The organism is Streptomyces sp. NPDC051207, from assembly GCF_040682395.1.
GTDB lineage: Bacteria > Actinomycetota > Actinomycetes > Streptomycetales > Streptomycetaceae > Streptomyces.
Genome location: NZ_JBFBAX010000002.1, coordinates 249507 through 275721 on the forward strand (window position 1 = coordinate 249507; position 26215 = coordinate 275721).

The 26215-nt window shown below is 69.1% G+C and carries 27 protein-coding genes and 1 pseudogene; 7 read left to right on the plus strand and 21 right to left on the minus strand.

The window, feature by feature from the left end:
- The first annotated feature begins 13 nt into the window (after positions 1-13).
- The 3 genes from AB0M97_RS02920 to AB0M97_RS02930 all read left to right on the plus strand — a co-directional run bounded on the left by AB0M97_RS02920 (position 14) and on the right by AB0M97_RS02930 (position 2023).
- Positions 14-550 (plus strand): flavin reductase family protein, encoded by a 537-nt coding sequence (locus AB0M97_RS02920; RefSeq protein WP_365958908.1) that lies wholly within the window; start codon positions 14-16, stop codon positions 548-550.
- Between the two features lie 93 nt (positions 551-643).
- The gene (gene fabD / locus AB0M97_RS02925; protein WP_365958909.1) at positions 644-1606 is read left to right on the plus strand and encodes an ACP S-malonyltransferase; all 963 of its coding nucleotides are present in this window, start codon (positions 644-646) and stop codon (positions 1604-1606) included.
- A gap of 144 nt (positions 1607-1750) precedes the next feature.
- A complete protein-coding gene (locus AB0M97_RS02930) occupies positions 1751-2023 on the plus strand; it encodes a hypothetical protein (protein ID WP_365958910.1) in 273 nt (90 codons plus the stop codon).
- Between the two features lie 228 nt (positions 2024-2251).
- Here the strand turns inward: AB0M97_RS02930 and AB0M97_RS02935 are convergent, their stop codons facing one another.
- From AB0M97_RS02935 to AB0M97_RS02980, 10 genes are all read right to left on the minus strand, one after another.
- Positions 2252-2926, minus strand: coding sequence for a sigma-70 family RNA polymerase sigma factor (locus tag AB0M97_RS02935; RefSeq protein ID WP_365958911.1), 675 nt, complete (start codon positions 2924-2926; stop codon positions 2252-2254).
- A 470-nt stretch (positions 2927-3396) separates the two neighbouring features.
- On the minus strand, positions 3397-4974 hold the full coding sequence (locus tag AB0M97_RS02940; RefSeq protein WP_365958912.1) for a cytochrome P450: 1578 nt from the start codon (positions 4972-4974) through the stop codon (positions 3397-3399).
- Complete coding sequence (locus AB0M97_RS02945; RefSeq protein ID WP_365958913.1) at positions 4974-6368, minus strand: cytochrome P450; 1395 nt, start codon at positions 6366-6368, stop codon at positions 4974-4976. Before AB0M97_RS02945 ends, AB0M97_RS02940 begins: the two co-directional genes overlap by 1 nt.
- Before the next feature lie 28 nt (positions 6369-6396).
- The gene (locus tag AB0M97_RS02950; protein WP_365958914.1) at positions 6397-6945 is read right to left on the minus strand and encodes an ester cyclase; all 549 of its coding nucleotides are present in this window, start codon (positions 6943-6945) and stop codon (positions 6397-6399) included.
- 62 nt (positions 6946-7007) lie between these two features.
- On the minus strand, positions 7008-8522 hold the full coding sequence (locus AB0M97_RS02955) for an NAD(P)/FAD-dependent oxidoreductase (protein ID WP_365958915.1): 1515 nt from the start codon (positions 8520-8522) through the stop codon (positions 7008-7010).
- Positions 8523-8631: 109 nt separating this feature from the next.
- On the minus strand, positions 8632-9192 hold the full coding sequence (locus tag AB0M97_RS02960; protein ID WP_365958916.1) for an ester cyclase: 561 nt from the start codon (positions 9190-9192) through the stop codon (positions 8632-8634).
- Between the two features lie 110 nt (positions 9193-9302).
- A complete protein-coding gene (locus AB0M97_RS02965) occupies positions 9303-9869 on the minus strand; it encodes an ester cyclase (RefSeq protein WP_365958917.1) in 567 nt (188 codons plus the stop codon).
- A gap of 46 nt (positions 9870-9915) precedes the next feature.
- Positions 9916-11028 carry an FAD-dependent monooxygenase gene (locus AB0M97_RS02970; protein ID WP_365958918.1) on the minus strand — a complete coding sequence of 371 codons (1113 nt, stop codon included), beginning with the start codon at positions 11026-11028 and terminating at the stop codon, positions 9916-9918.
- Positions 11029-11044: 16 nt separating this feature from the next.
- Entirely contained in the window at positions 11045-12658 is a 1614-nt protein-coding gene (locus tag AB0M97_RS02975) for an MFS transporter (protein ID WP_365958919.1), read from the minus strand.
- Between the two features lie 144 nt (positions 12659-12802).
- The gene (locus AB0M97_RS02980; protein ID WP_365958920.1) at positions 12803-13402 is read right to left on the minus strand and encodes a hypothetical protein; all 600 of its coding nucleotides are present in this window, start codon (positions 13400-13402) and stop codon (positions 12803-12805) included.
- A 141-nt stretch (positions 13403-13543) separates the two neighbouring features.
- On the opposite strand from AB0M97_RS02980, the gene AB0M97_RS02985 reads away from it, so the two are divergent.
- The gene (locus AB0M97_RS02985; protein WP_365958921.1) at positions 13544-14152 is read left to right on the plus strand and encodes a TetR/AcrR family transcriptional regulator; all 609 of its coding nucleotides are present in this window, start codon (positions 13544-13546) and stop codon (positions 14150-14152) included.
- 30 nt (positions 14153-14182) lie between these two features.
- On the opposite strand, the gene AB0M97_RS02990 is transcribed toward AB0M97_RS02985, so the two are convergent.
- Positions 14183-14308, minus strand: a complete 126-nt coding sequence (locus AB0M97_RS02990) for a hypothetical protein (RefSeq protein ID WP_365958922.1) — start codon at positions 14306-14308, stop codon at positions 14183-14185.
- A 412-nt stretch (positions 14309-14720) separates the two neighbouring features.
- Entirely contained in the window at positions 14721-15059 is a 339-nt protein-coding gene (locus AB0M97_RS02995; protein ID WP_365958923.1) for a non-heme iron oxygenase ferredoxin subunit, read from the minus strand.
- A 127-nt stretch (positions 15060-15186) separates the two neighbouring features.
- On the opposite strand from AB0M97_RS02995, the gene AB0M97_RS03000 reads away from it, so the two are divergent.
- On the plus strand, positions 15187-15855 hold the full coding sequence (locus tag AB0M97_RS03000; protein ID WP_365958924.1) for a class I SAM-dependent methyltransferase: 669 nt from the start codon (positions 15187-15189) through the stop codon (positions 15853-15855).
- Positions 15856-16225: 370 nt separating this feature from the next.
- Here AB0M97_RS03000 and AB0M97_RS03005 read toward each other — a convergent pair whose 3' ends face one another.
- From AB0M97_RS03005 to AB0M97_RS03035, 7 genes and pseudogenes are all read right to left on the minus strand, one after another.
- Positions 16226-18166 carry a DUF2075 domain-containing protein gene (locus tag AB0M97_RS03005; RefSeq protein WP_365958925.1) on the minus strand — a complete coding sequence of 647 codons (1941 nt, stop codon included), beginning with the start codon at positions 18164-18166 and terminating at the stop codon, positions 16226-16228.
- 141 nt (positions 18167-18307) lie between these two features.
- Positions 18308-18586 carry a DUF5710 domain-containing protein gene (locus tag AB0M97_RS03010; protein WP_365958926.1) on the minus strand — a complete coding sequence of 93 codons (279 nt, stop codon included), beginning with the start codon at positions 18584-18586 and terminating at the stop codon, positions 18308-18310.
- A 37-nt stretch (positions 18587-18623) separates the two neighbouring features.
- Positions 18624-18947, minus strand: a pseudogene (locus tag AB0M97_RS03015) (glycogen debranching protein); the annotation flags it as partial.
- A gap of 48 nt (positions 18948-18995) precedes the next feature.
- Complete coding sequence (locus AB0M97_RS03020; RefSeq protein ID WP_365958927.1) at positions 18996-19388, minus strand: Fic family protein; 393 nt, start codon at positions 19386-19388, stop codon at positions 18996-18998.
- A complete protein-coding gene (locus AB0M97_RS03025) occupies positions 19385-19579 on the minus strand; it encodes a ribbon-helix-helix protein, CopG family (protein WP_359553012.1) in 195 nt (64 codons plus the stop codon). The genes AB0M97_RS03020 and AB0M97_RS03025 overlap by 4 nt, the downstream gene beginning before the upstream one ends.
- 117 nt (positions 19580-19696) lie before the next feature.
- Positions 19697-21025 (minus strand): TRAM domain-containing protein, encoded by a 1329-nt coding sequence (locus tag AB0M97_RS03030; RefSeq protein ID WP_365958928.1) that lies wholly within the window; start codon positions 21023-21025, stop codon positions 19697-19699.
- Between the two features lie 90 nt (positions 21026-21115).
- Entirely contained in the window at positions 21116-23164 is a 2049-nt protein-coding gene (locus tag AB0M97_RS03035; RefSeq protein WP_365958929.1) for an APC family permease, read from the minus strand.
- Positions 23165-23562: 398 nt separating this feature from the next.
- On the opposite strand from AB0M97_RS03035, the gene AB0M97_RS03040 reads away from it, so the two are divergent.
- Both AB0M97_RS03040 and AB0M97_RS03045 read left to right on the plus strand, forming a co-directional pair.
- Complete coding sequence (locus AB0M97_RS03040; protein ID WP_365958930.1) at positions 23563-24234, plus strand: TrkA family potassium uptake protein; 672 nt, start codon at positions 23563-23565, stop codon at positions 24232-24234.
- Entirely contained in the window at positions 24234-24911 is a 678-nt protein-coding gene (locus tag AB0M97_RS03045) for a TrkA family potassium uptake protein (protein ID WP_365958931.1), read from the plus strand. The genes AB0M97_RS03040 and AB0M97_RS03045 overlap by 1 nt, the downstream gene beginning before the upstream one ends.
- Before the next feature lie 104 nt (positions 24912-25015).
- On the opposite strand, the gene AB0M97_RS03050 is transcribed toward AB0M97_RS03045, so the two are convergent.
- Both AB0M97_RS03050 and AB0M97_RS03055 read right to left on the minus strand, forming a co-directional pair.
- A complete protein-coding gene (locus tag AB0M97_RS03050; RefSeq protein ID WP_365958932.1) occupies positions 25016-25789 on the minus strand; it encodes a DUF3159 domain-containing protein in 774 nt (257 codons plus the stop codon).
- A gap of 3 nt (positions 25790-25792) precedes the next feature.
- Complete coding sequence (locus AB0M97_RS03055) at positions 25793-26191, minus strand: OB-fold nucleic acid binding domain-containing protein (protein ID WP_365958933.1); 399 nt, start codon at positions 26189-26191, stop codon at positions 25793-25795.
- Positions 26192-26215: the final 24 nt, after the last annotated feature.

Below are 26215 nucleotides of genomic sequence, written 5' to 3' on the forward strand. Positions count from 1 at the left end.
AAGGGAAACGGCCATGACGTCCCGTACCGGCCCACAGCCGTCCGCGGCCGAGACGGCACCCGGCGGCGGGGTCGTCGCCGGGCAGTTCCGGCAGGCCATGGGGAGGTTCCTCACCGGCGTGGCGGTGGTCACTTCGTGCGGCCCCGACGGGCCGCACGGGACCACGGTCTCCTCGCTGGCCTCGGTTTCCCTCGAACCGCCGATGCTGCTGGTCTGCCTGGGCCACGCGTCGCGCGGCGCCCGGACGATCGGTTCCACCGGTGTCTTCGTCGTGAACGTGCTGGGGCGGGACCAGTCGGAGCTGGCGGACTGGTTCGCCTCGTCGAGACGGCCGCTCGGCAGCGCGGGCTTCGCCGGCGTACCGCACAGCATCGGCGACTCGGGCGTCCCGGTGCTCGACGGAGCCGTCGTCCACCTGGACTGCCGGGTGGTCCAGGAGGTCTCCGCGGGCGACCACAGCATCTTCATCGGAGAAGTCACCGGCATCGGATTCGCCGAACGGGCCGATCCGCTCGCTTACCACCAGGGGCGGTTCCTGTCCCTGCGATGACACTCCCGGCAGCGGGGTCGATGGGGGCCAGCGCGGACCACGCGCCTGCCCTCTGTCGCACAGCACGCGACCGGACACCCCACGGAGGTACTCATGAATGACATCGCCTTCCTCTTCCCCGGGCAGGGGTCCCAACGACCCGGTATGGGAAGCGATCTGCTGGAACGTCACCCGGAACTGCTGGAGCGCTACTACCGCCCCGCGGACGAACTGCTGGGATTCGGACTTTCGCGACTGTGCCTGGAGGGCTCCGCCGAGGATCTGGTGCCCACCGAGATCACCCAGCCCGCCGTTTTCCTCACCAGCATCGCTGTCCTGGATGTATTGCGCGGCCATGGCGTCACCCCGTCCGTGACAGCGGGGCACAGCCTGGGCGAGTACGCGGCACTGGTCTGCGCCGGGGTGCTGGAGTGGACCGACGCCCTGCGGCTGGTACGCAGGCGGGGGGAGCTGATGGCCGGCGTCAATGAGCGCACGCCCGGAGCGATGGCGGCCGTCATCGGCCTGTCGGCCCACCAGGTCGAAGAGCTCTGCGCCGGGATACGGGAGAGCAACGGCGCGGTCGTCGAGGTCGCCAACTACAACGATCCCAGGCAGCATGTCGTATCCGGCGAACGCGAGGCGGTACGCGCGGCGATGGCGGCCGCCAAGGCTGTCGGCGCCGACCGCTCGGTCATGCTGAAGGTCGGCGCCCCCTTCCACTGCAGCCTCATGAACGAGCTGGAGGAGGAGTTCGCGGCCGAGCTGGAGCAGGTCATTTTCTCGGACCCGGTGCTGCCCGTGCTGGCAAATGTGACGTCGACCCGGATACGTACCGGAGCCGAGGCCAAGCACCTGCTGCGGCGGCAGCTGGCGGGGTCCGTGCACTGGTCGGACACCCTGCGGGCGATTGCGGACAGTGGCGTCCACACCTTTGTCGAGGCGGGACCGGGTCGGGTGCTGAGCGGTTTCTGCCGCAGCACGCTGCCGGAAGCCGTGTGCCATCCCGGGGGTGAGATCCGGCGTATCGACCGGCTGCTCCGCGCCGTTGAGCAGGAAGCGCCGCTACCCGCCTGACGGAACTTCGCCCTTTCACACCCAAGGGCATGGCCGGAAAGGGCGAGTCCCGCGAACGAAATACCCACCAGTATTGTGGTTCGCGGGACTCTCCTTTACTCTCTATCTAGTTAAGGAACGAACTAAACGGTAGAGGTGAAGGGGTTGCACGACGCCGACGAGGACGCCGACAGCGCGGCGCTGGGCAAGCTCTCGGAAGCCCTCGGGGAACCCTCGCGGGAGGCGGCCGAGAACGCCAAGGCCCTGTTTCCCTTCATCGCGCTCGCAGCGGCGATGGACGACGAAGGGATCCACGACGAAGCGATCGACAATGACGCAGTCGGAAACGACGCGATCGACAACGAAGCGATGGACGGCAAAGAGTCGCTGGCCGCGCTGGAAGGCCGGCCTTCCGACTCACTGATCGTTTCAGAGTGAGATGTGTCGTGGCGCTTGGCAGTGGGTGGCGGCGGAGTTCTGTGGGTGTCGGATGATCTCGTCCCTGATGTCCAGCGGGAACGCACAGCCCCCACTGCTTCCCCGTCCAGGCCGCCGCGACGTCGGACGTCGTGACGGCCTGGACGCGTGACAGACCGAAGCCTGCGGCCCGGCCCCACCGCACGAGGTCCCCTTACGGGGCTGCGGATCTCATTCCGCGACGATCAGTCAGCCGGCCGACACCCGGCTGCACCGGGACGCTGCCCCCAGTTCGGAGCCGCTCTCCTCGGCGAATGCCCGCAGGCCCATCCTCTTGATGGAACCGAAGAGCTCCTTGGCCTGTTCGGAACGGCCCGCCTCACGCTTCAGTGCGCGCTCCAGATGCTTCAGACAGCGCCCACGAATGGGCCCGATGGACCCGCGGGCCAACCCCAGCGTGGCGCTCACCTCGTCGTACGACATCGGCGGCTCGGCCACCAGCAGGCCCAGCAGCGCCTGGCACCTCGGCGACAGGGAGCAGTAGGCGAGGAGTACCTCGTCACGGGTCTCGCGGTCAAGTGCCGTCTGTTCCGGCTGGTTCGCCGACGGCTGCGGCCGGTCGAACACCTCCGGGTCCTCGATCGGCGTACTCCGGCCGGACTTCTGGATGTGCTTGAGGCTCTCCCTGCGGGCCGAGACGGAGATCCAGTGGGCCAGCTTCTCCGGATCCCTCAGCTTCCCCAGATGCTGGATGACCCGCATCCAGGTCGTCTGGCTGACATCTTCGCAGTCGGCCGCGGAGAGCCGGTGGCCGCGGGCTATGGCCCAAATCAGCGGTGCATAGCGGTCGACGATCCGGTTCCAGCTCTCCTGGTTTCCGTCCAGGCATTCGTCCACGAGTTCATGCAGAGCAAAGCCTTCCATTTCTCCCCCGTCGCTCTCACGTGAGAAACAGGGTTTCACACCACTGTCCCTCACTACAGGCGTCAACTATACGGCGGCCCCAAGGCGCAGTGTCAACGCTTACTCAGGCGTAGCCCAGCCCGGAATAGTTCCTTCCGATCTATTGGAGACACAGCCGGAGCCGGTGCCGCGAGGGGCCCGTGATATCGGCGGGGGAAGCACTGCGGCCTATCACACCCGCCGCCGGCCCGGCATCACGCCCTCGAGCGTACCGGACTTACTTGTGAATGTGGCCAATTCGCGACCAACTCGGTGGGCGCATCGCACAGATCATGGGGCGGGGCGGAATTATTCCAGGATTTCGTTCCCCGGTGTCCGGAACAGGCCCTGCGGGTGGACTCATCGAGAAAACGGAAGGGAAATGCGTCGCACCGGACCGCCCTTGGTGGCCCGGTGCGACGCATCACCGGCTCCTGCTATTCCCGCCCCGCCTACGCCGGACGGTAGGGGCACTGTGGAGCCTCCTCCGGGGGTGCCACGGGCGCCGCGGACCCTGCGCCTGCGGCGCCCGCGGGAACGACCTCCGGGCCTCCGGAGGGCGCGCCGTTCGCGACCGGGCAGCCGGCCGCAGCGGGCTGGAGCGCTGCGCCGGGAAGGATGATGTCCGGCTCCTCAACCGCCCCGGGGCTCCGGTCCGTCACCGGACGGAGCGTCATCCGGATGCCGTGCTTGGCGCGCAGCGAGATGTCCGGCTGCATCACGACGGGGTGACCCGGCACCATGTCCAGGTGGAACCGCTGGAGCAGGGAGGCCACCACGATGGTCAGCTCCATGTTGGCGAAGGCCATCCCGACACAGTTGCGGGGGCCTCCGACGTACGGCACGTAGGCGTACCTCGGCCGTCCCGCCGAGCGCTCGCGGGTGAACCGCTCGGGGTCGAAGCCCTCGGGGTTGTCCCAGAACTCCGGATTGCGGTGCGTGATGTAGGTACTGAGCAGCAGGAAGGAGCCCGCGGGGATGCGGCAGCCGCTCAGCACGTCGTCCTTCAGCGGCATGCGTGCCACCTGCCACAGGGGCGGATAGAGCCGAAGCGCCTCCTGGATGAACAGCTTCAGGTACTTCAGCTGCGGCAGGTCCTCCATGGTCGGCGGCCGGTCCCCCAGCACCTGGAGGACCTCGGCCCTGGCCCGGTCGGTCTCCGCGGGGCGGGTGGAGAGCAGATGGCAGATCCACGACAAGGTCGCCGCCACCGTCTCGTGCCCGGCGATGAACAGCGTCATCACCTGGTCGCGCAGCTGCTCGTCCGTCATCAGCCGGCCCGTCTCCGGGTCGGCAGTGTGCATCAGCATCGACAGCAGGTCCTGGGCCTCACCGTCGGCCGGCCCGGCCCGGCGCTCGGCGATCAGCCGGTACACCGTGTCGTCGAGCAGCTTGCGGGCCGCCGTGAACCGGCGGTTTCGCGGGGTCGGCACCTTCTCCGGGATGTCCGCGACCGCGATCAACTTGGCGTTGATGTGCTCCAGCTGGGTGGCGACCGCCGAGCCGAGCGCAAGCGCGTCACGCGACCAGTCCGCCTGGAAGAGACAGCGTGCCAGGATCTCCAGCGTCAGGCTCTGCATCTCCGTCCTGGCGTCCAGCGACTCGCCGCGCCGGGCGATTCCGTCCCACCGGTCCAGCATTCGCTGCGTGCTGTCCACCATCACACTGGCGAACCGCTCCAGCGGCTCCCTGCGGAACGTCGGTGCGACAGTGCGCCGTTGGGCACGCCACACCTCGCCCTCGGTGGTGACCAGGCCCTGGCCGACCGACACCCCGACCTTGCGGTTGAAGTCGTCCGGGTGCGGATAGTTCTCGAAGTTGTCCGCCAGGATGTGCTTGAGGTCGTCGGGGTGAGTGACCAGCACCACTGGCACAGGCCCCCTGAACCGCACCAGGTCGCCGTGCTCGCGCCAGGCCTTGACGAAGGTTTCCAGGGGGTTGCGGCGGAAGTCGAGCGCGGAGCCGAGCAGCGGCAGGCCGAGCGGGCCCGGCGGACGCCGCCGCGTACCGGTACCACTGCGCCCCGGCATCACGCGGCTCCTTCCCCGGCGGCCCGGGCATGCTGGAGCCGCATCGGCATGCCGCCGCGCGGATACAGGAACACATTGGACGTCGGCTCGCAGACGTGCCCGCCGGCCAGCGTCAGCCGGTAGTCCTGGAGGATCCGGGCGATGACCAGCGGCGCCTCCAGGACGGCCACGGAAGAGCCCGGGCACAGCCGCGGGCCCCGCGAGAACGGGATGTACGCATAGAGCGGTGCGCCACCGGTCGCGCTCTTCTCGAACCGCTCGGGCCTGAAACCCTCCGGGTTCTCCCAGAATCTCGGGTGACGGTGCATCAGATAAGGGCTGATGAACACCTGGGACCCGGCGGGTATGTGATAGCCGCCGATCTCGTCGTCCTCGACCGGACTGCGCGACATGGTCCACACCGACGGGTAGAGCCTCAGCACCTCCTGGTAGAAGGCGCGCAGATAGCGCAGCTTGGGCAGATCCGACGCGGCCGGCACCCGGTCCCCGCACACCTCGGCGATCTCGGCGCGCGCCTTGCGCTCCGAGGTCGGGTACCGCGACATCAGCGAGAACGCCCACACCAGCGACAGCGCGGTCGTCTCGTAGCCCCCGAGGAACATCGTGACGACCTCGTCGCGCAACTGCTTGTCCGACATCCGGTCGCCGGTCTGCTCGTCCTGCGCGTTCAGGAAACGGGTCAGCAGGTCGTCCGGGGGCGCCGGGTCCCTGCGCCGGTCGGCGATGAGCCCGTAGACGAAGGAGTCGAGCGTCGAGCGCGCCTGGAGAAACCGCGTGCGGGCCTTGCTCGGCAGCGACTGCGGGAGCTCCACGAAGCGCTGCAGCCGCACATTGGTGTACGCGTTGCAGATGCGCACCGCGCGGGCCAGCTCGCCCGCCCTGCTGCTCACATCGGTGCTGAACAGCGTCTGCATGACGATGGTCAGCGCCAGCCGGAACATCTCCGGTGTGATGTCGAAGGTCTCCTCGCGGGAGGCCCGCCCCCGCCACTCCCTGACCAGATCACTGGTGGCGTCGACCATCGCGGGACCGAAGCCGGAGATCCGCGAGCCCTTGAAGGCGGGCTGGGCGAGACGACGCTGCCGGAAGTGGAATTCACCGTTGCTGGTGAACATGCCCTGACCGACCCAGGGCTCGAACTTGCCGACCGACAGCGGATCCTTGGGGTAGTTGGGCTGGCGGTCGTCGAGGACGTGCTTGATGTGGTCCGGGTGCGCGATCAGGAAGAGAGCGCGCTTGCCCGGCAGCCGGAAGCGGACGATGTCGCCGTACTCCCGCCAGGACCGGGTGAAGGTGCCGACCAGGTCACGGACCAGGTCGGGGCCGCAGCCGACCACCGGATACCCCCGCGGACCGGGGGCCTGCCGGAGGCGGCCGCTCGACGTCGGACTCATGGTGCCTCGCTCTGCTGGTGACCGGGGGTCATCGGGTGCGGATCTTGTGCCTGGCGACGTGCAGGATGTTGCCGAAGGTCAGCTTGAGGATCGTGCCGAGGCCGCTGCCCGGCTCGGGCGCCATACCGCACTGCTCGACCATCGACGCGGTGCTCTCCTCGTGCCACAGCTCGGAGAACTTGCCGTCACGGACTATGTGGAAGTCGAGGCCGGTCATCGTCATCCGCTTGCCGGTGCCCGGGAATCCGTACAGCTCACCGTGGAAGGTGCCGGTCGCGGTCCAGCGGTCGACGACCTTGTCGCCCATGATCGTCACGTCGTCGAGCGAGAAGCGCAGGTCGGGAAAGGCGTCGTGCATCAACTGGACGGCGGCGCGGTGCCCGGCAGGCCCTTGCGGGCAGCCCGGCAGCGGCATGTGGTCCTTCCAGTCGGCCGACAGCAGCTCGCGCTCGGTCTCGGCGTTGTTCTTGTCCCAGACCTCTTCGATGTAGCGGCGGGCCATTTCGTAGTACGTCTTGTCGAGCGAGCCGTCGAAGTTGGCGGCGGTCTGGGTGTCGATGAACGCGGGACGGGACATCAGAAATCCTCCAGGACGATACGTCGGTGCGGTGCGGGTGCGGGACGAGGACGCCGTACGGCTCACAGCTCCGGGCCGACGTCGGTGACTGAGTCGGCGCGCAGGATCTGCTGGGCGGTCTGGGTGCCGGAGACGATCACCCGGAGCGCACTGGCCGCCTGCGCCCAGTGGCCGGAGAGATAGAGCCCCTCGATCGGGGTGTGGTACGTGAGCCGCTTGCTGCCGGCCTGCGCCGGGGTGTTCTCCCAGCCGTAGGCAGCACCGCGGTGGTTGCCCGTGAAGCGCTCCAGGGTCAGCGGGGTCGAGCTGCTGACGAAGGTGAGCCCGTCCTTGAAGCCCGGGTAGAGCCGCTCGATCAGATCGAGGTACTTCTGCTCCAGCTTCGGCTTCAGCTCCGGCCAGGGCTCGGGGCCTTCGTAGGGAGCCAGTGCCGTCGAGGTGACCAGGTGCTCCCCGGGCGGGCCGAGGCTCGGGTCGAGGAGCGTGGGCACGACCACCACGGTGGCCGGGGCCTCGCCCGCGGAGAAGCCGGCGAAGCTGGCGTCGTGGTCGTCCGTCTCATAGATGAAGGTCTCGTGCGCGCCACCCGCCGCGGCGATGTCCAGGGTCGTCGCGGCGTACACCACGAACATCGACATCGAGCCCTTGAGTGAGCGCAGCCTGCGGTTGTACGCCTTCGGCAGATGCTCGAGGCCCACCAGATCGTGGAAGGTGTGCGTTGCGTCCGCGTTGGAGATCACGACCGGTGCGCGCAGCTCCTGCCCGTCGGCCAGCACCACACCCTCGGTGCGACCGTCCTTCACCAGGATCTTCTCGACGCCGGAGTTGGTGACGATCTTGCCGCCGTCGCGCTCGATCGCCGTGGTGAAGGCCTTGACCAGGTGCTGGAAGCCGCCCTTGCAGTGGTAGAGCCCGTGCATCTGGGTGTAGAGGAAGCGGGCGAACAGCTCGAAGGAGAGCTGCGACGGCGGCAGTCCCATGTAGGGCCAGCCCGCACTGCAGAACGCCTTGCAGCGCGGATCCCTGATGAACCGGTCCATGACGTCGCCGAGCGTGGACATCCGGTTCCCGAAAAGGGTGGGGAACTTCTCGACCGCCTCGCCCAGCTCCTGCGGGGAGAGCTGGAGGGGCACCTGGTGGGCCTCTTCGAGGAACTTCTCGCAGAGCCCGAAGAAGCCCCTGATCCCTTCCTCCTCGTGCGGGAAGAGCTCGATGTGCGAGGCGATGAACGCCTCGGAGCCGAACGGCGCGTCCAGCACGTCGTCGTCGATGACGACCCGGTACAGCGCGTCGGACTCGACGAACTCGCACAGCTCGTGCACATCGAGATAGCGCAGCAGTACGTCGATGGTGCCGCCCTCCGCCGCACCGGGCACGACATGGATGGCCGGGTCGTAGTAACGGTTACCGGCCCGGAAAGCGTGCGCGTATCCGCCGATGCCCTGCGCCTTCTCGGCCACCAGGACGCGCCGTCCGAACTTGGCCAGGAAGGCGGCGGCTGCCAGGCCGCCCAGACCGCTGCCGACGACGATGACGTCGTAGTCGGCAGCGGTGGTGGGTGGTTCCTTCGTCGGCATGGCTCTCCCAAGGGATTGAGGTGCTTCACTGGTCTTCACGACCGGCTTCGCGACCGGTCTCACCCGTAGAGATCCGCGTAGGACGTCCGGGGATACGTCTCAGGCCGCACTAACGCCCGCTGTTACGGCGGGCCTTGCGCTTCAGCCAGGTGAACCGTGCAGCGCTGGTGAAGGTGTGGGCGAGCTGACCGAGCGGACCGGCTTCCTTCGGCGGCACCACGCCCAGTTGGGTCAGCATGCCCACGAAGTCCGCCTCCTGGTGGAACTCCAGCAGGCGGCCCTGCTCGTCCCAGCGCTCGAGGATCATTTCGTCGATGGACACGAAACGGCCGGTCGGCGGGATGCCCAGCAGCTCTCCGGTCTGGGTCCCGCTGAACCGCACCCGGCTGGCCACCCATTCGCCTTCGACGATCATGTCGAGCAGATCGATACGCAGATCCGGCTTGGCCCGCCAGATCTGCTGCATCAGATCGAGGAACTGCTTGTTGTCGAGCTGCGGGTGGCCGGGCAGGGTATACGTGCATTCCGGATCGGCCATCTCGTTGAGCACCGTCACGTCCTTGACGCGCCAGCAGCGCTCGAGGAGCTCATGGGCGGCGTCCCTGGGTTCGCGGCGGACGGGGGCGCCGTCGACCGCCGCGGCCTTTCCCGAAGAAGTGGTGCTGGTCATGGTGACTCTCTCCTTCCGCCGGGGCCTGCCGCCCCGTGCGCTTGCGTGGTCCTCGTGTCCGGCGGTGCGGCTCACGGTTCAGATGTGGGGCCCGCGGTGCTTGGGCCGGTTCACGCGGCGGACCGCTGCCGCAGGGCGTCCTTCGCCTTGAGTACGCCGAATCGGCCCATGAGCTTGAAGGTGTGCGCGATCTGGCCGAGCGGGCCCGCGTCCTTGGGCGGCACCACGCCGAGCTGTTCCATCACCCCCATGTAGTCGGCCTGCTGCCACAGCTCGGCGACCTTCCGGCCCTCGAACCGGAGAATGATCATTTCGGTGAGCACGGTGGCCGCGCCTGTGGGCGGGATGCCCATGAGATCGCCCCGGTGCGTGCCGGTGAGCACAGCCTTCATGAACACCCGGTCGCGCTCCTGTACCCGGACGAGGATCCGCTCCTGGAGGTCGGGCAGCGCCTTGCGCAGATCGGCCCCCATCTTCTTGAAGTCCGCGGGCCCGTGCACATCGGGAAGTCCCGGGAAATGGCCGACGAAGTGCGGCAGGAAGTACTCGTCTATGGTGTCGAGATCGGCGTGGTTCCAGACCCGATCCGCGATGTAGGCGGCCAGTTCCTTCAATTCGGGCAGCTGATCGGGCGCCGTGGTCTCTTCGGGCTTTGTGGTCTCTTCGGGCTTCGCCATGAGGTGTTCCTTCACGGGGTGAGTGGAGAGCAGAGGTCTCGGCGGCCTACGGAGCGAGCACCGGGATGGGCCTGCCAGGGCTGGTGAACATGCGGCTGAGGGCGAACGGAGCAACGGACAGCAGCCCGTCCCGTACGAGCGGAGTGAGGCGCTGCATGCGGGCTGCGCGCCGGGCGTTGACGTACATGTCGCGGACCCTGGGGAAGCGCGCCTTCTCGTAGTCGCGCAGCGCCGTCGTCGGGTCGCCGGCGTCCGCAAGGCGCACGGCGAGCACCGCCGCGTCCTCCATTGCCAGGCAGGCGCCCTGGCCCAGATTCGGCATGATGGTGTGGGCGGCGTCGCCGAGCAGGGTGACGGCTCCGCGTCCCCAGTCGGCCACCGGCTTGCGGTCCCGGATGTCGTCCCGCCACAGCGAGTCCTCCGGAGTGGCCGCGACCAGCTCTTTGATCACCGAAGACCAGCCCTCGGTGTACGGCGACCCGTCGACCGGCATCCGGACGGTCGGGGCCTGCAGAAACCAGTACGTACGGTCGCCCGGGAGGCCAAGGATGCCGGCCGCACCGGTCGGCCCGAAGATCATGTCCAGTCCGATGCCGCCCGACCAGGGCCTGGGGACCACTCCCTGCCAGCCGGTGATCATGGGCTGGTCCAGCTTGTTCTGATGGGCCGGGAGCAGAGAACGGCGCACCGCCGAGCCGACGCCGTCGGCACCGACGACGACATCGGCCCGCAGTTCCTCCCCGCTGGTGAGCCTGACGCCGCCCTGCGGGGTGACCGAGTCCACCTCGGAGCCGAAGCGGATGTCCGCCCCGCATTCCTCCGCGAGCACGGTGAGCAGCTCGGGTCGGGTGACGCTGAGCGCGGGGAAACCGACGCGCTCCCCCCAGCCCTTCATGTCGATGACGGTGAGTTTCCGTCCGCTGTTGACCCGCAGCGTCGCGGACGTGATGGGTTCGGCCACCTTCCGCACCGCGTCGAGGAGGCCCGCGCTGCGCAGCGCCGCGGTGGCGTTGGGCCAGACCGTGAAGCCGAGGCCGCGGGCGCGCACCGCGTCCGCCCTCTCCAGCACCGTCACGTCAATGCCACGGCGCGTGAGGGCGCCTGCGAGCGTGAGCCCGCCTATGCCACCACCCGTGATGATCGTTTTCCGGACAGCCATCGAGTTCTACTCCCCTTCAGGTAGGTCGCGGAGCTCGGGACGCCTCACGGCGCGCCGCTCCACTTGCCGTCAGGTCGTCCGTACCGGTGTCCGCCTCGCCCGGCGTCGTGTCGCCGCCGACGGCCAGCGGCCCCTTGGCCGCCCTCCGCGGAAAAACCAGCAGAGCGGCGAGCACACCCAGCGCGGTGACCCCGGCACCGATCAGCATGGCGTCGCCCAGCCCTTCGACGAACGCCTCATGTGCGGCGGCCAGCAACTGCCTGCCCGGTTCGCCCCCGATCCCGGCGGCCACTCCGTCGGCGGCGCCGACCGAGTCCGACGCAGCATCTGCCGCCTCGGCGGGCATCCTGTCGAGCGCGGGCAGCGCGTCGCGGTAGGAAGTGGAGAGCACACTTCCGATGACGGCGATGCCCAGGGCACCGCCGACCTGCATGGAGGCGTCGGTCACCGCGGAGCCGGCACCGGACTGCCCGGACGGGGCGGCGGCCAGCATGGCGTCGGCCGCGGCCGGCATGGCCAGCCCCATTCCGAGGCCGAAGAACGCCAGGCTCCACAGGATGCGAAGTTCGGAGTCGGTCCCGGCCCCCGCCGTCAGTACGAGAGCTGCGGTGATCAGCGAGAGTCCCAGTGCTACCACGGCCTTCAGCCCGATCCGCTCCACGAGCCGCGGGCTGAGCGGAGCACCGATGATCATTGTGGCGATGGGCAGCAGTCGTAGCCCCGCGTCCAGCGGCTCATGGGCGAGCACGAACTGCAGGTACTGGGTGAGCACGAACAGTGCGCCGAACATGCCGAAGGAAATCGCCGTGATAGCCAGCGCGGAGCCGCTGAACCGCTTGTCGCGCAGCAGTTCGGGGGCCAGCATCGGGAACCTGGCCCGCCGCTCCCAGACCGTGAACCCGATCAGCAGCGTCACGCTGACGGCGAGCGAGATCAGGGTGATCCCGTCGCTCCAGCCGTTCCTGGAGGCCTCCACCAGTCCGTAGACGAGCACCGCGAGCCCTGCGGCCGACAGCAGCGCACCGAGCAGGTCCAGCGAGCCCGAGTGGTTCCGGTTGCGCGACTCGGGGATCAGGACGGCGCCTCCCACGAGGGCCACCATCACTACCGGTGCGTTGATGAGGAACACCGAGCCCCACCAGAAGTGGTCGAGCAGCAAGCCGCCGACCACAGGGCCGAGCGGCACACCGAGCGCGGCCGTACCGGCCCAGATACCGATGGCCTTGGCCTGTTCCCCGGCCGGGAAGACGTCCTTGATGATGGCGAGGGTGGCGGGCATGATCATCGCCGCCCCGGCGCCCATGGCCGCGCGCATCGCGATCAGCATGGCGGAGTCGGTGGAGAAGGCGGCCGCCAGCGAGAACGCCAAGAACAGCACCATGCCCGTCATCAGCATGCGGCGTCGCCCGAACCGGTCGGCCAGGCTGCCGCTGAGCAGCAGCAGTCCACCGAAGACCAGCGTGTACGAGTCGACGATCCACTGCATCTCGGTGCCGGTCGACCCGAGATCCGTCTGGATCTTCGGCAGCGCCAGATTGAGAATCAGGTTGTCCAGGCCGATCAGCACCAGGCTCATGCACAGCACGGCCAGGATCTTCCAGCGGTGCCGATGAACGGTTGAACGGTCCACGGTCATCTCTCTTTCGTTGTGTGGGTACCGCGCCCGGACAGGGAGCGACAGTTGCCTGTCGTTCATGGAGATCCGCGGGGCGGGAGGCTGGATACAGCAGGAGGCCGCGGAGTCCGGCGTGTGCCGGACCGCCTGGTCCGTGCGTCAGGTAATGCCGGTCCCACCCGTGCGTGCCGCGCCCTCGGCCCGACGGCCGATGGCGGCCAGCCAGTCACGGCGGATCAGGGCGCTGAAGGGCTCGATGAGCAGCCAGTACGGGCGGAAGCGCCGCGCCGCGCCGCGGTCGATGGCATAGACCCGGGTCTCGGTGAACAGCCGGGTTCCGGCGCCTTCGGGTTCGGTCCACAACGCATAGGCGCCCTTGACGAAGTGAGGACGCCTGAACGCGTCGAAGTCCGCCGGCGTGAGGTCGGGCACCACCGCCCTGGACACGATCGGGTTCCACGGCTGGCCGGCGAAGCCCAGCACGAGGTCCGCGCCCGGCACGTCGTCCAGCACGATGAAGCCCAACTGCCGCATGGCGCTCAGCGTGTCTGCATCCGCCGCCGCACGCTGCTCGGCACCCCGGCGCAGCAGCTGGGACGGCAGGCTGCGCGCCGCGACCAACGGTCGCACCAGTCGCATCTCGCGGGTCCGCACCTCGCGGACCGCCCGGGAGACGGTCTCGGGCGGCGCGGCGACGAAACGGTCGTGGCGAGTGCTCCAGTGGCTCACGGGGAGCCACGCGTCCAGGCTCCCGGTCATGATCTTTCAGCCCTCGCGCCATCCCTGGCCTGCGCACGCTTCAGCATGGGTCCTCCTTGACGGCGTGGCCGGGACGGGCATCCAGGCCCTCAGGACTTACAGTACCGCAGTTCCGGAACTTCAGTATCGTATAGTGGGGTCATGCAGAACTCCGCATCCCGCCTGGGCCGCCCCAGAGACAGCCAGATCGACCAGGCCGTGCTGGTCGCGGCGCGCGAGCTCCTCGCCGAGGCCGGCTACACCCGCGTGACCATGGATGCGACCGCCGCCCGCGCGGGAGTGGGCAAGGCAGCGATCTACCGCAGGTTCGGCTCCAAGGCCGAGCTGCTCTTCGCCGCCGCCGTGCACGGCATGGACATCGAGCCCCCGCCCGACTCCGGCTCGCTGCGCGAAGACCTCTGTGCGATGGCCCGCATCATCCACGAACGCCTCTCCAGCCCCGCCGCCCGCGAAGTGATCCCCGCGTTGCTGGCCGAGATGTCCCGCGACGCCGAGCTCGCCGCCCGGCTCCAGAACACCTTCGTCGCCCGGGAGCGCAGAGACCTCGCGGCGATCGTCGAGCGCGCCCTGCACCGTGGCGAACTGCGTCGGGCGCCGGACCCCGCGCTGGCGCATCTGCTGCTGGGCGGCCCGCTCTTCCTCGCCCCGCTCGTCACCCCCCACCCGATGGACAGCGCCCAGCTGGACACCGTCGCATCGGTGGTGGCCGCCGGGCTCATCGCCCATTGCGGCGAACTCTCAAGCGGTTGAAGGTCCGCCCGGAGCCGGGGCTGCGAGGCTTCAGCGCTTGCGCCGGGCCACCATCACGACCGTGAGGGACAGCACGGCGCCCAGCAGCATCAGCTTGCGCTTGCGGCCTCCGGCGGCCGACTGGTCGTCCTGGCCCGGGAATTCAGCAGTTGCCATGTGGATCTCCTCGAAAGGGCGTTGACGGTGTACGCCCTCTCAGATCCGCGGCGCACCGGGCCGGATACACCGCTCAACGGGCCCGCCGCCCGCCACCACGGGGGCGAGCTGCCGCAACCGCCCCGCGTCCGCCGACGGCAGTACGCCGATCCGGCCGAGCAGCCCAGGCAGTCCGGTGGCACGAGGCCCAACGGCCGAGCACCCTCAGGTCGTCCCCTGGTACCAGAGCTCGGCTGCTTTCGCGCCGTCGAAGCGCCACATGGTGATCTCGGTCAGCCCGATGTACCGCCCCGTGCGCGGCACCCCCGCAAGCGGCCCGGGCGAACCCGGGCAACCCGTCAACGGCCTCGCGACGGGACGGAATCCGGGCTCCCTGCCGACCGGCACACTGTCCCCTTCGGCAGTTCCTCGTTCACCGAGCCGCCGCACCCCCGGCCGCCCTGGACAGGAAGATCTCCCCGTCCGCGACCCGCACCGCATAGGTGTCGATCGGATCCACAGCCGGCAGGTCCAGAGCCGTCCCGGTGCGCAGGCAGAACCGGCTGAAGTGCCAGGGACACTCCACCGCGGCGCCCTCCAGCTCCCCGTCGGAGAGCTTCGCCGCCTCGTGCGAGCACTCGTCGCGCACCGCGTGAATCTCGCCGTCGGCATGGGCGAGCAACACCTGGGCTCCGCCGAAGTCCACGCTCAGCAGCCCTCCCGGTGGCACGTCCGCCAGCTTCGCCACGCGGAGTTCTTCCTTGATGTCCACAGCGCTGTTTCCTCTCGGTCCACGGGGCTCCGGCCTCAGCCACAGCCGTCCTCCGCCTCTCCGATCCGCGAAGAGGCGCCGTGGATACGCCCTTAGGATCAGCTCCACCGATCAGGGGAGGCTCCCGATGGACCGTCATGCCGCGCAGCAGAGCCAGGTCACCGCGGCGACCGCCGTCTACACCTCCTCGACGCTCATGGTGTACGACGCGTTCGTGCTCGGTGTGGTCAGCCCGGCGGTGTGGCGGTGCCCCCGGAAGGTGATGGCCGCGCAGTACGACCGTCATGTGTCCGCACGGCATCTGGACATCGGCCCCGGAACCGGCTACTTCCTCGGCCGCTGCCGGTTCCCCTCCCCGCAGCCGCAGTTGGCGCTGCTCGATCTGAACCCGATGGTGCTGGACAGGGCCAGGCGCCGGGTCGAGCGCTACCGGCCCACCGTTCACCGGCACAACATCCTGCAGCCCTACGACCTCGGCGGTCTGCGCTTCTCCTCGGCCTCGCTCAATTTCGTACTGCACTGTCTGCCCGGCGGCATGTCCGGCAAGTCGGCGGTCTTCGACCATCTGCTGCCGCATCTGGACCCCGGCGCCCGCGTCTTCGGCAGCACGGTGCTCGCCCACGGGGTCGGGCACACCCCCATCTCCCGAGCCCACTTGGATCTCCTCAACCGGCGGCAGGTCTTCCACAACAGAAACGACTCGCTGGAGCAGCTGGAAACCGAACTGGACCGCAGGTTCGCGCGGCACGAGGTGTCGGTGCGCGGTTCGGTCGCCCTCTTCGAGGCCACGGTCTGAACCGCCCCGGTTCCGGCGTCGCCGTCGGCCCTCAGTTTCGGCCCGTCATCCGCACACACCGGCACGATCCGCGCCCGCGGGGCGAGCCCTTCCGCAGTCGTCCGGCGCTTGACCCAGTTGCGCAGCAACAGCTCGGCTGCCGAGGCAGTGCCCCCGTCGCCGAAGTGCCTCCACAGATCCGGGATCAGCTGCTCGCGCCGGTCGTTCGCATGGACATGGGCGTCGGCACCGGTCGCTCGTACCTCACATCGGCCAACGGTCGCACCGATGCGTCCGTGGCGTTGTACGGCGACGGCCCATGAGCACCACATCGATGAGCTGGGTTCGCCAGGGCGTTCGCTCTCGCCAGGGCGGCAACCGCACTCGCCGATCATCTCGACTTTTCCGCGGCCGGCGTCGACCAGGTCCGAACAACCGACTCGGCCACCGCGGAAGTCCGCGCGTCCGGTCGGCCACTCACCAGTTCCCGCAGCTTCGCCCGTGCCTCGGGGTCCGTGGAGTACACGATCGTGCCGACCATGCCGCGGGTCAGGAGGACCTTGTAGGTGTTCCGGATGAGCCGGTCCACGTCCGTGTCCGGCGTGGATTTCTTGAAGACGGGATCCTTGGACGCCGTACGGTCGGTGACCCAGCGGTCGCCACGCCAGACCAGATCGGGGCCGATGATGACGCCGGACCAGTCGTACTCGAAACCTTGGGCGGTGTAGACGCAGCCGACCTGTCCGAAGCCCGCCGGATCGGTGGCCCACAGCGCGGCCGGCGGCGCGCCGGAGACCGAGCGGTCACCGCGCAGGTTCCACGGTCGGGCCCAGTCACCGATGACGACATCGGAAGGCAGCGGCTGCCCGGGCTTGGGCTCTGGGGACCAGCGCCAGCAGTAACCGGCGGACATACGAGCGCTGTATCCCCGGGCGCGACGGGCTTCGAGGAACGCCTCCATCTCCTGCGGGCTGTCGGCGACCAGCAATTGCATGCGGTCGTCGGGCTCCCAGACCACCGGCCCGCCGGACTCGAGGCCGAGGAGCCGGACCACCCAGCGCAGATAGGCGTCACTGCCTCCGCAGCGGAACTGGCTGTCCAGGGGGACGACGTGGCAGGGAATGCCTCGTCCGGCCGCCGCCGCCTTGATCTCGGCCACGGTGCCCATCTCGCCGGGGCGCACGACCTGGTGCTCGTCTAGGAAGAAGACGGGAACGTACGCGACGTCGATGAGTTCGTCGATCTGCGCCCTGCCGGTCCGAAGCGCGGCACGGGTGTAGCGGTTGGCCGAGGTCTCACGGATTCGATGGGCCTCGTCGCAGATCAGAGCGCCCAGGCTGTTCTTCTCCGCGGTCATGAAGCTGTTGAAGTACTTGAACAGGTCTTGTACGTCCCGCTTCCGAGATCCGGCGACCTTGCGCATAGTTTTCGTGAACGATTGCGATCCGGTGGCGTGCAGCGCCGGAACTCCGCGTCGGTACAGCTCGCCGAGCAGCTGGAGGGCGATCACGCTCTTTCCGGTACCGGGCCCGCCGGTGACGATCACGACTTCCTTGCGGTCGGCGTGCTTGGCCTTCTCCACGGCGTTGAGCACCATGCGGTAGGCGACCTGTTGCTCGTCGAGGAGCACGAACTGCTGCCGTTCCCGCACCTCTTCGGCGGCCACGGCCATCAGTTGCTTCGACGGCACCGTGGCACCAGCGAGCAGTTCATCCGCCGCTCGTGCCCCGGGATGCTTGTCGCTCAGCCTCGAACGGAGATGTTCCAGGAAGGCGCCGCGCCGCCTTCCGGTGAAAAGCAGTCCGTGACCGTCTCGTTCGATCTCGCGCAGGCCTGCGACCCCGAACTCGGTGGCGTTGTGCAGGAATGCCACGCCGTTGACGCGATCCCGGTGCTCGGCCACGGCACCGTTGAAGTTGACCAGGTAGTCGCAGTAACGGCGTACCTGCTCGATCGGGTTCAGCACGGGATGCGCGTAGGCGTCGACGTGACACAAGGTGGGGTCGTCCTCGTGGGGCACTGCCTGACTCCACTGTTTGAGCTCCACCACGACGTACGACGGCTCGCCTGTCGTCGGGTGTGCACCAGCGAGCACGACATCCGCACGCTTGCTGTTCAACGGGAGTGCGTACTCCAGCATGACCTCCACGTCGCCCAGGCCCGCATCGTTGAGGGCGGCGGCCAAGACCGGGATGCTGCGCTCCCAGGAGCGGACCTCCGATGCGCCGGGGCGGTAGCCGTGCATGTGGGCGAACTGATCGGTCAGGTGCAGGAACAGCGAACCGTCGAGTGCCATGACGGCGACCGTTTTCGCGGACGCGCGGAACAGCAAGGACTTCCCCCAGGCAGCACGAAGAGACTCGTGCGGGTGGGGGCATGTCCTTCGAAACTCCACCGGGATGGAGCGGAAGCCCGTCGGGCCGCGTTGATGGCGTGTTCGAGATTACCTCGCGGTGCTGACAGTCGTGACCGTTCAGGACTGACGCGGCAGCCATCGTGCTGCCTGTCCACGGCTGACTCGGTCGGCGTCGACGTACCACTGCCGTCGCTGAGCATCCCAGCGCGCACCGAGCAGCCGTTTCGCGTCGTCCTCCGCGTACGGCACGTCCAAGCACAACCGTCTCCCGCCTGGGGCCGTCGTTGAGGCATCTGGCCGCTTGGAGGGCCGGGGGTTACAGGCGGCCCGTTCCTTGCGGGCCCGTTCGATCACGCGGCCGACACGCTCGCACGCGGACGGATCGGTGAGCCGCATCGTGAGATCCGTGGGGCCCGAGTTGGCCAGCAGGTTGAGGCAGTGCGCCCCCGGGCGCACGTCGTCTGGTGAGCCAGAAGTCCGTCCAGCGTGTCAGCCTGTCGTCCGTCCCGGCCTGCTCCGCCGGGCCGGGTGGCATGGTCGGCCGACGCAGCAGGTGGCCGAACGCCCAGCCGTGGATGGGCGGTTTCACGAAGTCGCGGAGGACCTCGGAGTGGGTGACCGAATCGGGCAGTGCCCCGGTCCCGTCCCGGTGGTCGAAGGGCAAGTGGTACTGGTCCCAGACCAGTTCGGACTGTCCGGGTGCCAGGGCCAGGGCGTTGAAGCAGTGGTCCCAGCTCCAGACCTTGTCCATCCAGTGCGCCGGCAGACCACCCCCGCCGGCCGTCTGGATCCCGTCAGCCGGACGTCAGGTGACGGGGAACCAGGCCGACAGGCGCTTGGCAATGACCGGTACATCGATGTGGTCCTGCGCGACTTGCTCGACGAACGGGCCGGCAATGGAGACGGGCGGCGGAAGGGTACTGGCGCTGACGCCGTTGAACCGCAGGAAGACGCGCATGGCAAGCCAGGCCGTGGGCTTGTTGCCGTCGATCAGTGCGTGATTGCGAGCCACGGAGTGCAGCAGCGCCGCCGCCTTCTCGTGCAGCGCGGGATACAACTCGGCCCCGAACATGTTCGTCCGGGGCCGTTCGATCGCTGACACCAAAAGTCCCATGTCCCGCACGCTGTGCTCGGTGCCGTTGACCGTGCGGGCGATGGCCAGGATCTCGTCGATCTGGATGTAGCGCACTTCGGTCACTTCAGGTAGTCCAGGATCTCCGCATCGCTGTCCATGAGCTCGGCCAAGACGTCATCGACCTTCAGCTCGGCCCGGTTCTGGGCCTCACGGATAGCCTCAATGGCAAGTTCCTGCTTGCTGCGACCCTCCCGACGAGCCCGCTCGGTGAGCTTGGCATCAAGGTCGTCGGGGAGTCGAAGTGTCATCGCCATACGGAGATGATACCAGGCCGGTATCAAATGGCGCGGTCGGACCGCGCTCTCGGCTCCGCGGAGCGTGGGATCAGGCGGCCACTCGCATCGCAACCGCGCAGGCACAGGAGAGCCTGGTCAGGCACCCTTGCCCGCCGGCTCCAGAATCGCCACGCACTCCACATGATGCGTCATCGGAAACAGATCGAACACCCGCAGCATCCGCACGCGATACCCCCCGTCCCGGAAGTACGCGATGTCCCGAGCCAACGCCGCCGGATCGCAGGCCACGTACGCGATCCTGCGTGCCCCCAGCGACGCCAGGTGCGCCACCGTCCTGCGGCCCGCGCCCGCGCGCGGGGGGTCGAGGACGATCAGGTCGACCTCGGTGATGCCGGTGCGCGGCAGGACCGACTCGACCTTGCCCTGCTCGATGCGGACCCGCGGGAAGTCCGCGAGGTTGTGCCGGGCGTCCTCCACCGCGCGCTTGCCGGACTCGATGCCGAGCACCGCGCCCTGCTCGCCGAGGCGGTCGGCGAGGGCGCCGGCGAACAGGCCGGCGCCGCAGTACAGGTCGAGCGCCATGTCGCCCTTGCGCGGCAGCAGGCCCTGCATGACCGCCGTCACCAGCGTGTCCGCGGCCTTCGGGTGGACCTGCCAGAAGCCGCCGCCCCCGACCCGGTAGGTGCGGCCGTCGGCGCGCTCGCGGACGAAGGGGCGGCCGTGGACGCGGTGCACTCCGCCGGTCTTCTCGTCGACGCGCAGGACGGACACCGGGCGGTCGAGCTCCACCAGCGGCAGGCGCGCGCCCGGCCTCGGGGTGAGGATCACCTGGCGGTCCTGGGAGCCACTCGCCGCGATCGCCTCGACGGAGTCCATGCCCGTCCAGTCGCGCTTCTCGATGCCCAGCTCGCTGACGCCCTCGGCGGCGATCATGCAGTGGTCGATCGGCTCGACCTCGTGCGAGCGGTGCCGGCGCAGGCCCGCGCGACCGTCGGCGGTCACGGCGTACTGCACGCGCGTGCGCCACGCCGGGACCTGTCCCGCGGGCACCTTGTCGCCCTCGGCGGGCACGACGGTGCCGTCCCAGCCGGCCTCCTCGGGCGTGAGCCCGGCGAGCCGCTGGAGCTGCTCGGCGACCACCTCGCCCTTGAGCCGGCGCTGCGCCCCCGGCTTGGCGTGCTGCCAGTCGCAGCCGCCGCAGCGCCCGGGCCCGGCGAACGGGCAGGGCGCCTCGATGCGGTCCTTGGACGCCTGGAGGATCTCGACCGCGTCGGCGCGCAGGAAGCGGGCGCCCTCCTCGCCTTCGGTCACGCGTACGACGACCCGCTCACCGGGCAGCGCGTGCCGGACGAACAGCACCTGGCCCTCGGACGTACGGGCGATGCAGTGGCCGCCGTGGGCGACGGGGCCGATCTCGACCTCGTACTCCTCCCCCACCAGCGACTTCTTCTGTTCTGCCTGCATGGCGGGGTGACTCCACAACATCGAGGGGGTGCGACGGACGGCGGGCCCGGGCCGGCCGGCGAGGGCCGGTCCGGACAACAGCCCACCAGTCTACGTGGACGAGGAGGACTCCTTCGCCCGCTCCTGTGCCGGACCGCGCCGCACCGAGCCCGGCGCGTTCCACTCCTGCCGCTTGCGGGCCCGCTTCCTGGCCACCTCGGACGACTGGAGCTGGTACGGCACCGACGTCACCATGACGCCCGGCGTGAACAGCAGCCGGCCCTTGAGCCGCAGCGCGCTCTGGTTGTGCAGCAGGTGCTCGTACCAGTGGCCGACGACGTACTCGGGGATGATCACGGACACCGCCTCGCGCGGCGACTCCTTGCGCAGGCTCTTGACGTACTCGATGACGGGCCGGGTGATCTCGCGGTACGGCGAGTCCAGCACCTTCAGCGGTACGTCGATGCCGCGCCGCTCCCACTCCGCGCGCAGCGCCTTGGTCTCGGCGGGGTCGACGTTGACGCTGAGCGCCTCCAGGGTGTCGGAGCGCATCAGCTTGGCGTAGGCCAGGGCGCGCAGCGTGGGTCGGTGGATCTTGGAGATCAGGACGACGGAGTGGACGCGGGAGGGCCGGACGATGTCGTCGCTGGGGCCCTCGGGTGCGGCGATCTCCTCGGCGACGCGGTCGTAGTGCTTTCGGATCGCCGTCATCGTCGCGTAGAAGATCACCATGCCGAGCAGGGCGACCCAGGCACCGTGGGTGAACTTGGTGACGAGGACGACGACCAGGACGAGGCCGGTGAAAAAGGCGCCGAAGGTGTTGATGGCGCGCGAGCGGATCATGTGGCGGCGCTTGGCGGGGTCCTTCTCGGTGGCCAGGTGGCGGTTCCAGTGCCGGACCATGCCGGTCTGGCTGAGCGTGAAGGAAACGAACACGCCGACGATGTACAGCTGGATGAGCCGCGTGGAGTCGGCGCCGTAGATCCACACGAGGAGGATCGCGGCGCCCGCGAGGAGCACGATGCCGTTGGAGAAGGCGAGCCGGTCGCCGCGGGTGTGCAGCTGGCGCGGCAGGTAGCGGTCCTGGGCGAGGATCGAGCCGAGCAGCGGGAAGCCGTTGTAGGCGGTGTTGGCGGCGAGGAACAGCACCAGCGCGGTGGCCGCGGCCAGCACGATGAACAGGAGGCTGCCGTGGCCGAAAACGGCCTCGGCGACCTGGGAGATCACCGGATGCTGCACGTAGTCGGGGCCGACCGGGACGCCGTCGCGGATCAGGTCGGCCGCCGGGTTCTCGGCCATGCGGACGTTGGTCGCCATGGCGAGGGTGATGATGCCGCAGAACATGGTGACGGCGAGCAGGCCCATCAGCGCGAGCGTGGTGCCCGCGTTCTTCGACTTCGGCTTGCGGAAGGCGGGCACGCCGTTGGAGATCGCCTCCACGCCGGTGAGGGCGGCACAGCCGGAGGAGAACGCGCGCAACAGCAGGAACAGCAGGGCGAACCCGGCCAGCCCTTCGTGCTCCGAGTGGATCTCGTACGAGGCGGTCGGCGCCCGCATGTCGTCGCCGAGGACCACCCCGCGGAAGGCGCCCCACGCGATCATCGTGAAGACGCCGGTGACGAACACGTACGTCGGGATGGCGAAGATCGTGCCGGACTCCTTCACGCCGCGCAGGTTCATCAGCGTCAGCAGCACGATCACGCCGATCGCGCAGGCGACCTTGTGCTCGACGACGAACGGGACGGCGGAGCCGAGGTTCTCGATGCCGGAGGAGATCGACACGGCGACGGTGAGCACGTAGTCGACGAGCAGGGCGCTGGCGACGGTGAGGCCGGCCTTCGGGCCGAGGTTGGTGTTGGCGACCTCGTAGTCACCGCCGCCGCTGGGGTAGGCGTGGACGTTCTGCCGGTAGGAGGCGACCACGGTGAACATCAGCACGACGACCGCGACGGCGATCCAGGGGCTGAAGTGGTAGGCCGACACGCCCGCGATGGACAGGACCAGCAGTACCTCTCCCGGTGCGTACGCGACGGAGGACAGCGGGTCGGAGGCGAAGACCGGGAGGGCGATGCGCTTCGGCAGGAGCGTTTCCCCGAGCCGGTCGCTGCGCAGTGCGCGCCCGATCAGAATCCGTTTGGGCACGTCGGTCAGTTTGGACACAACAGAGGATCGTAAGCGTTCGAACACGGGCCTGCCCACCCGCCACCCCCATTGCGCGGCCCTCTGCCCTCCGGGTGAATTACGGGGGCTTCGCGGCTGCGGATTCCGCAGGTCCGGGCGTCGGCATGCCTATATGACAAAACCCCGTCCGTTTCCCGGCCGTTGCCGCCCCGGAGGTTCCATGTACACGACCGCCGAGCTCATCGGAGCCGTCGTCACGTTCGTCGCCCTCGGATTCCTGACCCGCGCCAGCGTCCGCAGCATCGGCCGCCGCTGAGCGGCGTGCCGGGGCATCGGTGCACGGGGGTGCCCTCCGGCGACCGCACGTGTGTAGCTTGGGCGACTGTCTGAGACCCTGATGGGGCTGAGCAGTACTTCTTGACACCGGAAGGACGGTCGTGCACATCGTCATCATGGGCTGCGGAAGAGTGGGTTCCGCGCTTGCCCAGACCTTGGAGCAACAGGGGCACACGGTCGCCGTGGTGGACCAGGACCCCACCGCCTTCCGACGCCTGGGGTCCTCGTTCGGCGGCCGCCGGGTCACCGGGGTCGGCTTCGACCAGGACACCCTGCGCGAGGCGGGCATCGAGGAGGCGGGCGCCTTCGCCGCCGTCTCCAGCGGTGACAACTCCAACATCATCGCGGCCCGGGTGGCCCGCGAGATGTTCGGCGTGGAGAACGTCGCGGCCCGCATCTACGACCCCCGCCGCGCCGAGGTCTACCAGCGCCTCGGCATCCCCACCGTCGCCACCGTCCGCTGGACGGCCGACCAGATGCTGCGCCGGCTGCTGCCGTCGGGCGCCGAGCCGCTGTGGCGCGACCCCACCGGCGGCGTCCAGCTCGCCGAGGTGTACACCGCCCCGTCCTGGGTGGGTCACAAGATCAGCCGGCTCCAGGAGGAGACGGGCGTGCGCGTCGCGTTCCTGACGCGGCTCGGCGAGGCGATCCTGCCCTCCTCGCAGACGGTGTTGCAGGAGGGGGACCTGGTGCACGTGATGATGCGCACCGACGAGGTCGACAAGGTCGAGGCGGCGTTCGCCAAGGGGCCCGAAGAGGAGGCCGGTCACTGATGAGGGTCGCCATTGCCGGAGCCGGCGCGGTCGGCCGCTCGATCGCGGGCGAGCTGCTGGAGAACGGCCACGAGGTCCTGCTGATCGACAAGGCGCCGACCGCCATCTCGGTGGAGCGCGTCCCGCTCGCCGAGTGGCTGCTCGCCGACGCCTGCGAGATCACGTCCCTGGACGAGGCGGCGCTCCAGCGCTGCAACGTCGTGATCGCCGCGACGGGCGACGACAAGGTGAACCTGGTCGTCTCCCTGCTCGCCAAGACGGAGTACGGCGTTCCGCGCGTCGTCGCCCGGGTGAACAACCCGAAGAACGAGTGGCTGTTCAACGAGGCCTGGGGCGTGGACGTCGCCGTCTCCACGCCGCGGCTGATGTCGGCCCTGGTCGAGGAGGCGGTGAGCGTCGGCGACCTGGTCCGGCTGCTGCGCTTCAGCCACGGCGACGCCAACCTCGTCGAGCTGACCCTGCCGGAGGAGTCGGCCCTGGCCGGCACGCAGGTCGGGGACGTCGACTGGCCGGAGGACACGTCGCTGGTCACGATCATCCGCGGCACCCGGGTGCTCACGCCGTCGAGGGAGGATTCCCTGGAGGCGGGCGACGAGCTGCTGTTCGTGGCCGCGCAGGCCCGCGAGGAGCAGCTGGAGGACCTGCTGTCGGTCCGCCGCGAGGACGCCGGCAGCTGAACCGAGCGGCTGACCCGACCGGGACGGACGTACGAGAAGGGGCGCCCTGCGAGCCCAGGGCGCCCCTTTCTGATCACCTGCCGGTCAGCACTCGACCCATGCGATCACTTCTCGACCGACCGGGCCCGCGTGGCATCCGCCGCCTCCGCCGTCTCCCCGGCCCCGGCCGCCCCCGCCGCCTTCGCGGCTTCCGCGGCCCTCTCCTCCGCCTCCATCTCGGCGAACACGTCGATGGGCGCGGGCGCCTTCGCCAGGAACACCCACGTCAGCCACACGGCCAGCAGGAACGGCGGGATCTTCAGCGCGACCAGCACCCAGCCCAGCTGCGTGGTGTCCGCCCACCAGTACAGCGGGAAGAGGATCGCGCACTTGGCGAGCAGGATCGCGCCCCAGGCGTAACTGGCCTTCGCGTACGCCTTCTTGCGGCCCGGGTTGCGGGTGCGCCAGGAGAGGTTCTCCTTGAAGACCGGGCCGAGGATGAGGCCGATCAGCGGGACCCCGCACAGCGTCGTGATGATGTACGCGAGGCCGAGGCCCAGCGTGTAGAGCATGCCGGGCAGGTAGAAGTCCTTCGCGTTGCCCGTCATCATGGCGAACACGACACCGAAGGCGACGCCGAAGACACCGCTGAAGGCGTGCTTGACGGTGTCCTTCATGGCCAGCCGGACCACGACCAGCACCACCGACACGGCGAGCGCCGCGATCGCCGACAGGTGCAGGTCCTTGTTGACCGTGTAGATGGTGACGAAGAGCAGGCCGGGCAGCACCGTCTCGATCATGCCCCGCACCCCGCCGAACGCCTCGAACAGCGCGGCCTCCGTCACCGCCCGGGCTTCCTGCGCGGATGTGTCTTCGGTCGGCTTGTCGAGCGACGTCACCGGCTACTCCCGTCCGAGGGGTCTCAGTTCGTACTTGGGATTGAACAGCACCCGGCGGCCCCGGCTCATCGAGATCCGCCCCGATGCGATCAGCTTGCGCCCCGGCTCTATCCCCACTATGGAGCGCCTGCCGAGCCACACCACGTCCAGCGCGGCGGAGCCGTCGAACAGCTCCGCCTCCAGGGCCGGGACCCCGGCGCGCGGCCGAAGGGTGACCGTGCGCAAGGTACCAGTAACCGTGACGATCTGGCGGTCCTTGCAGTCGCCGATGCGCGTACAGCCGGCCGTCTCGGCGTCCTCCCGCAGCTCCTCGGACTCCAGGTCCTCCTGCGACGAGGAGAGCCGGTCGAGCAGCCGCCGGAACCGGCCCGTCGGCCTTTCGGAACGAGGAACAGCACTCATGTCTGAAGCGTACCGGGGTGCACC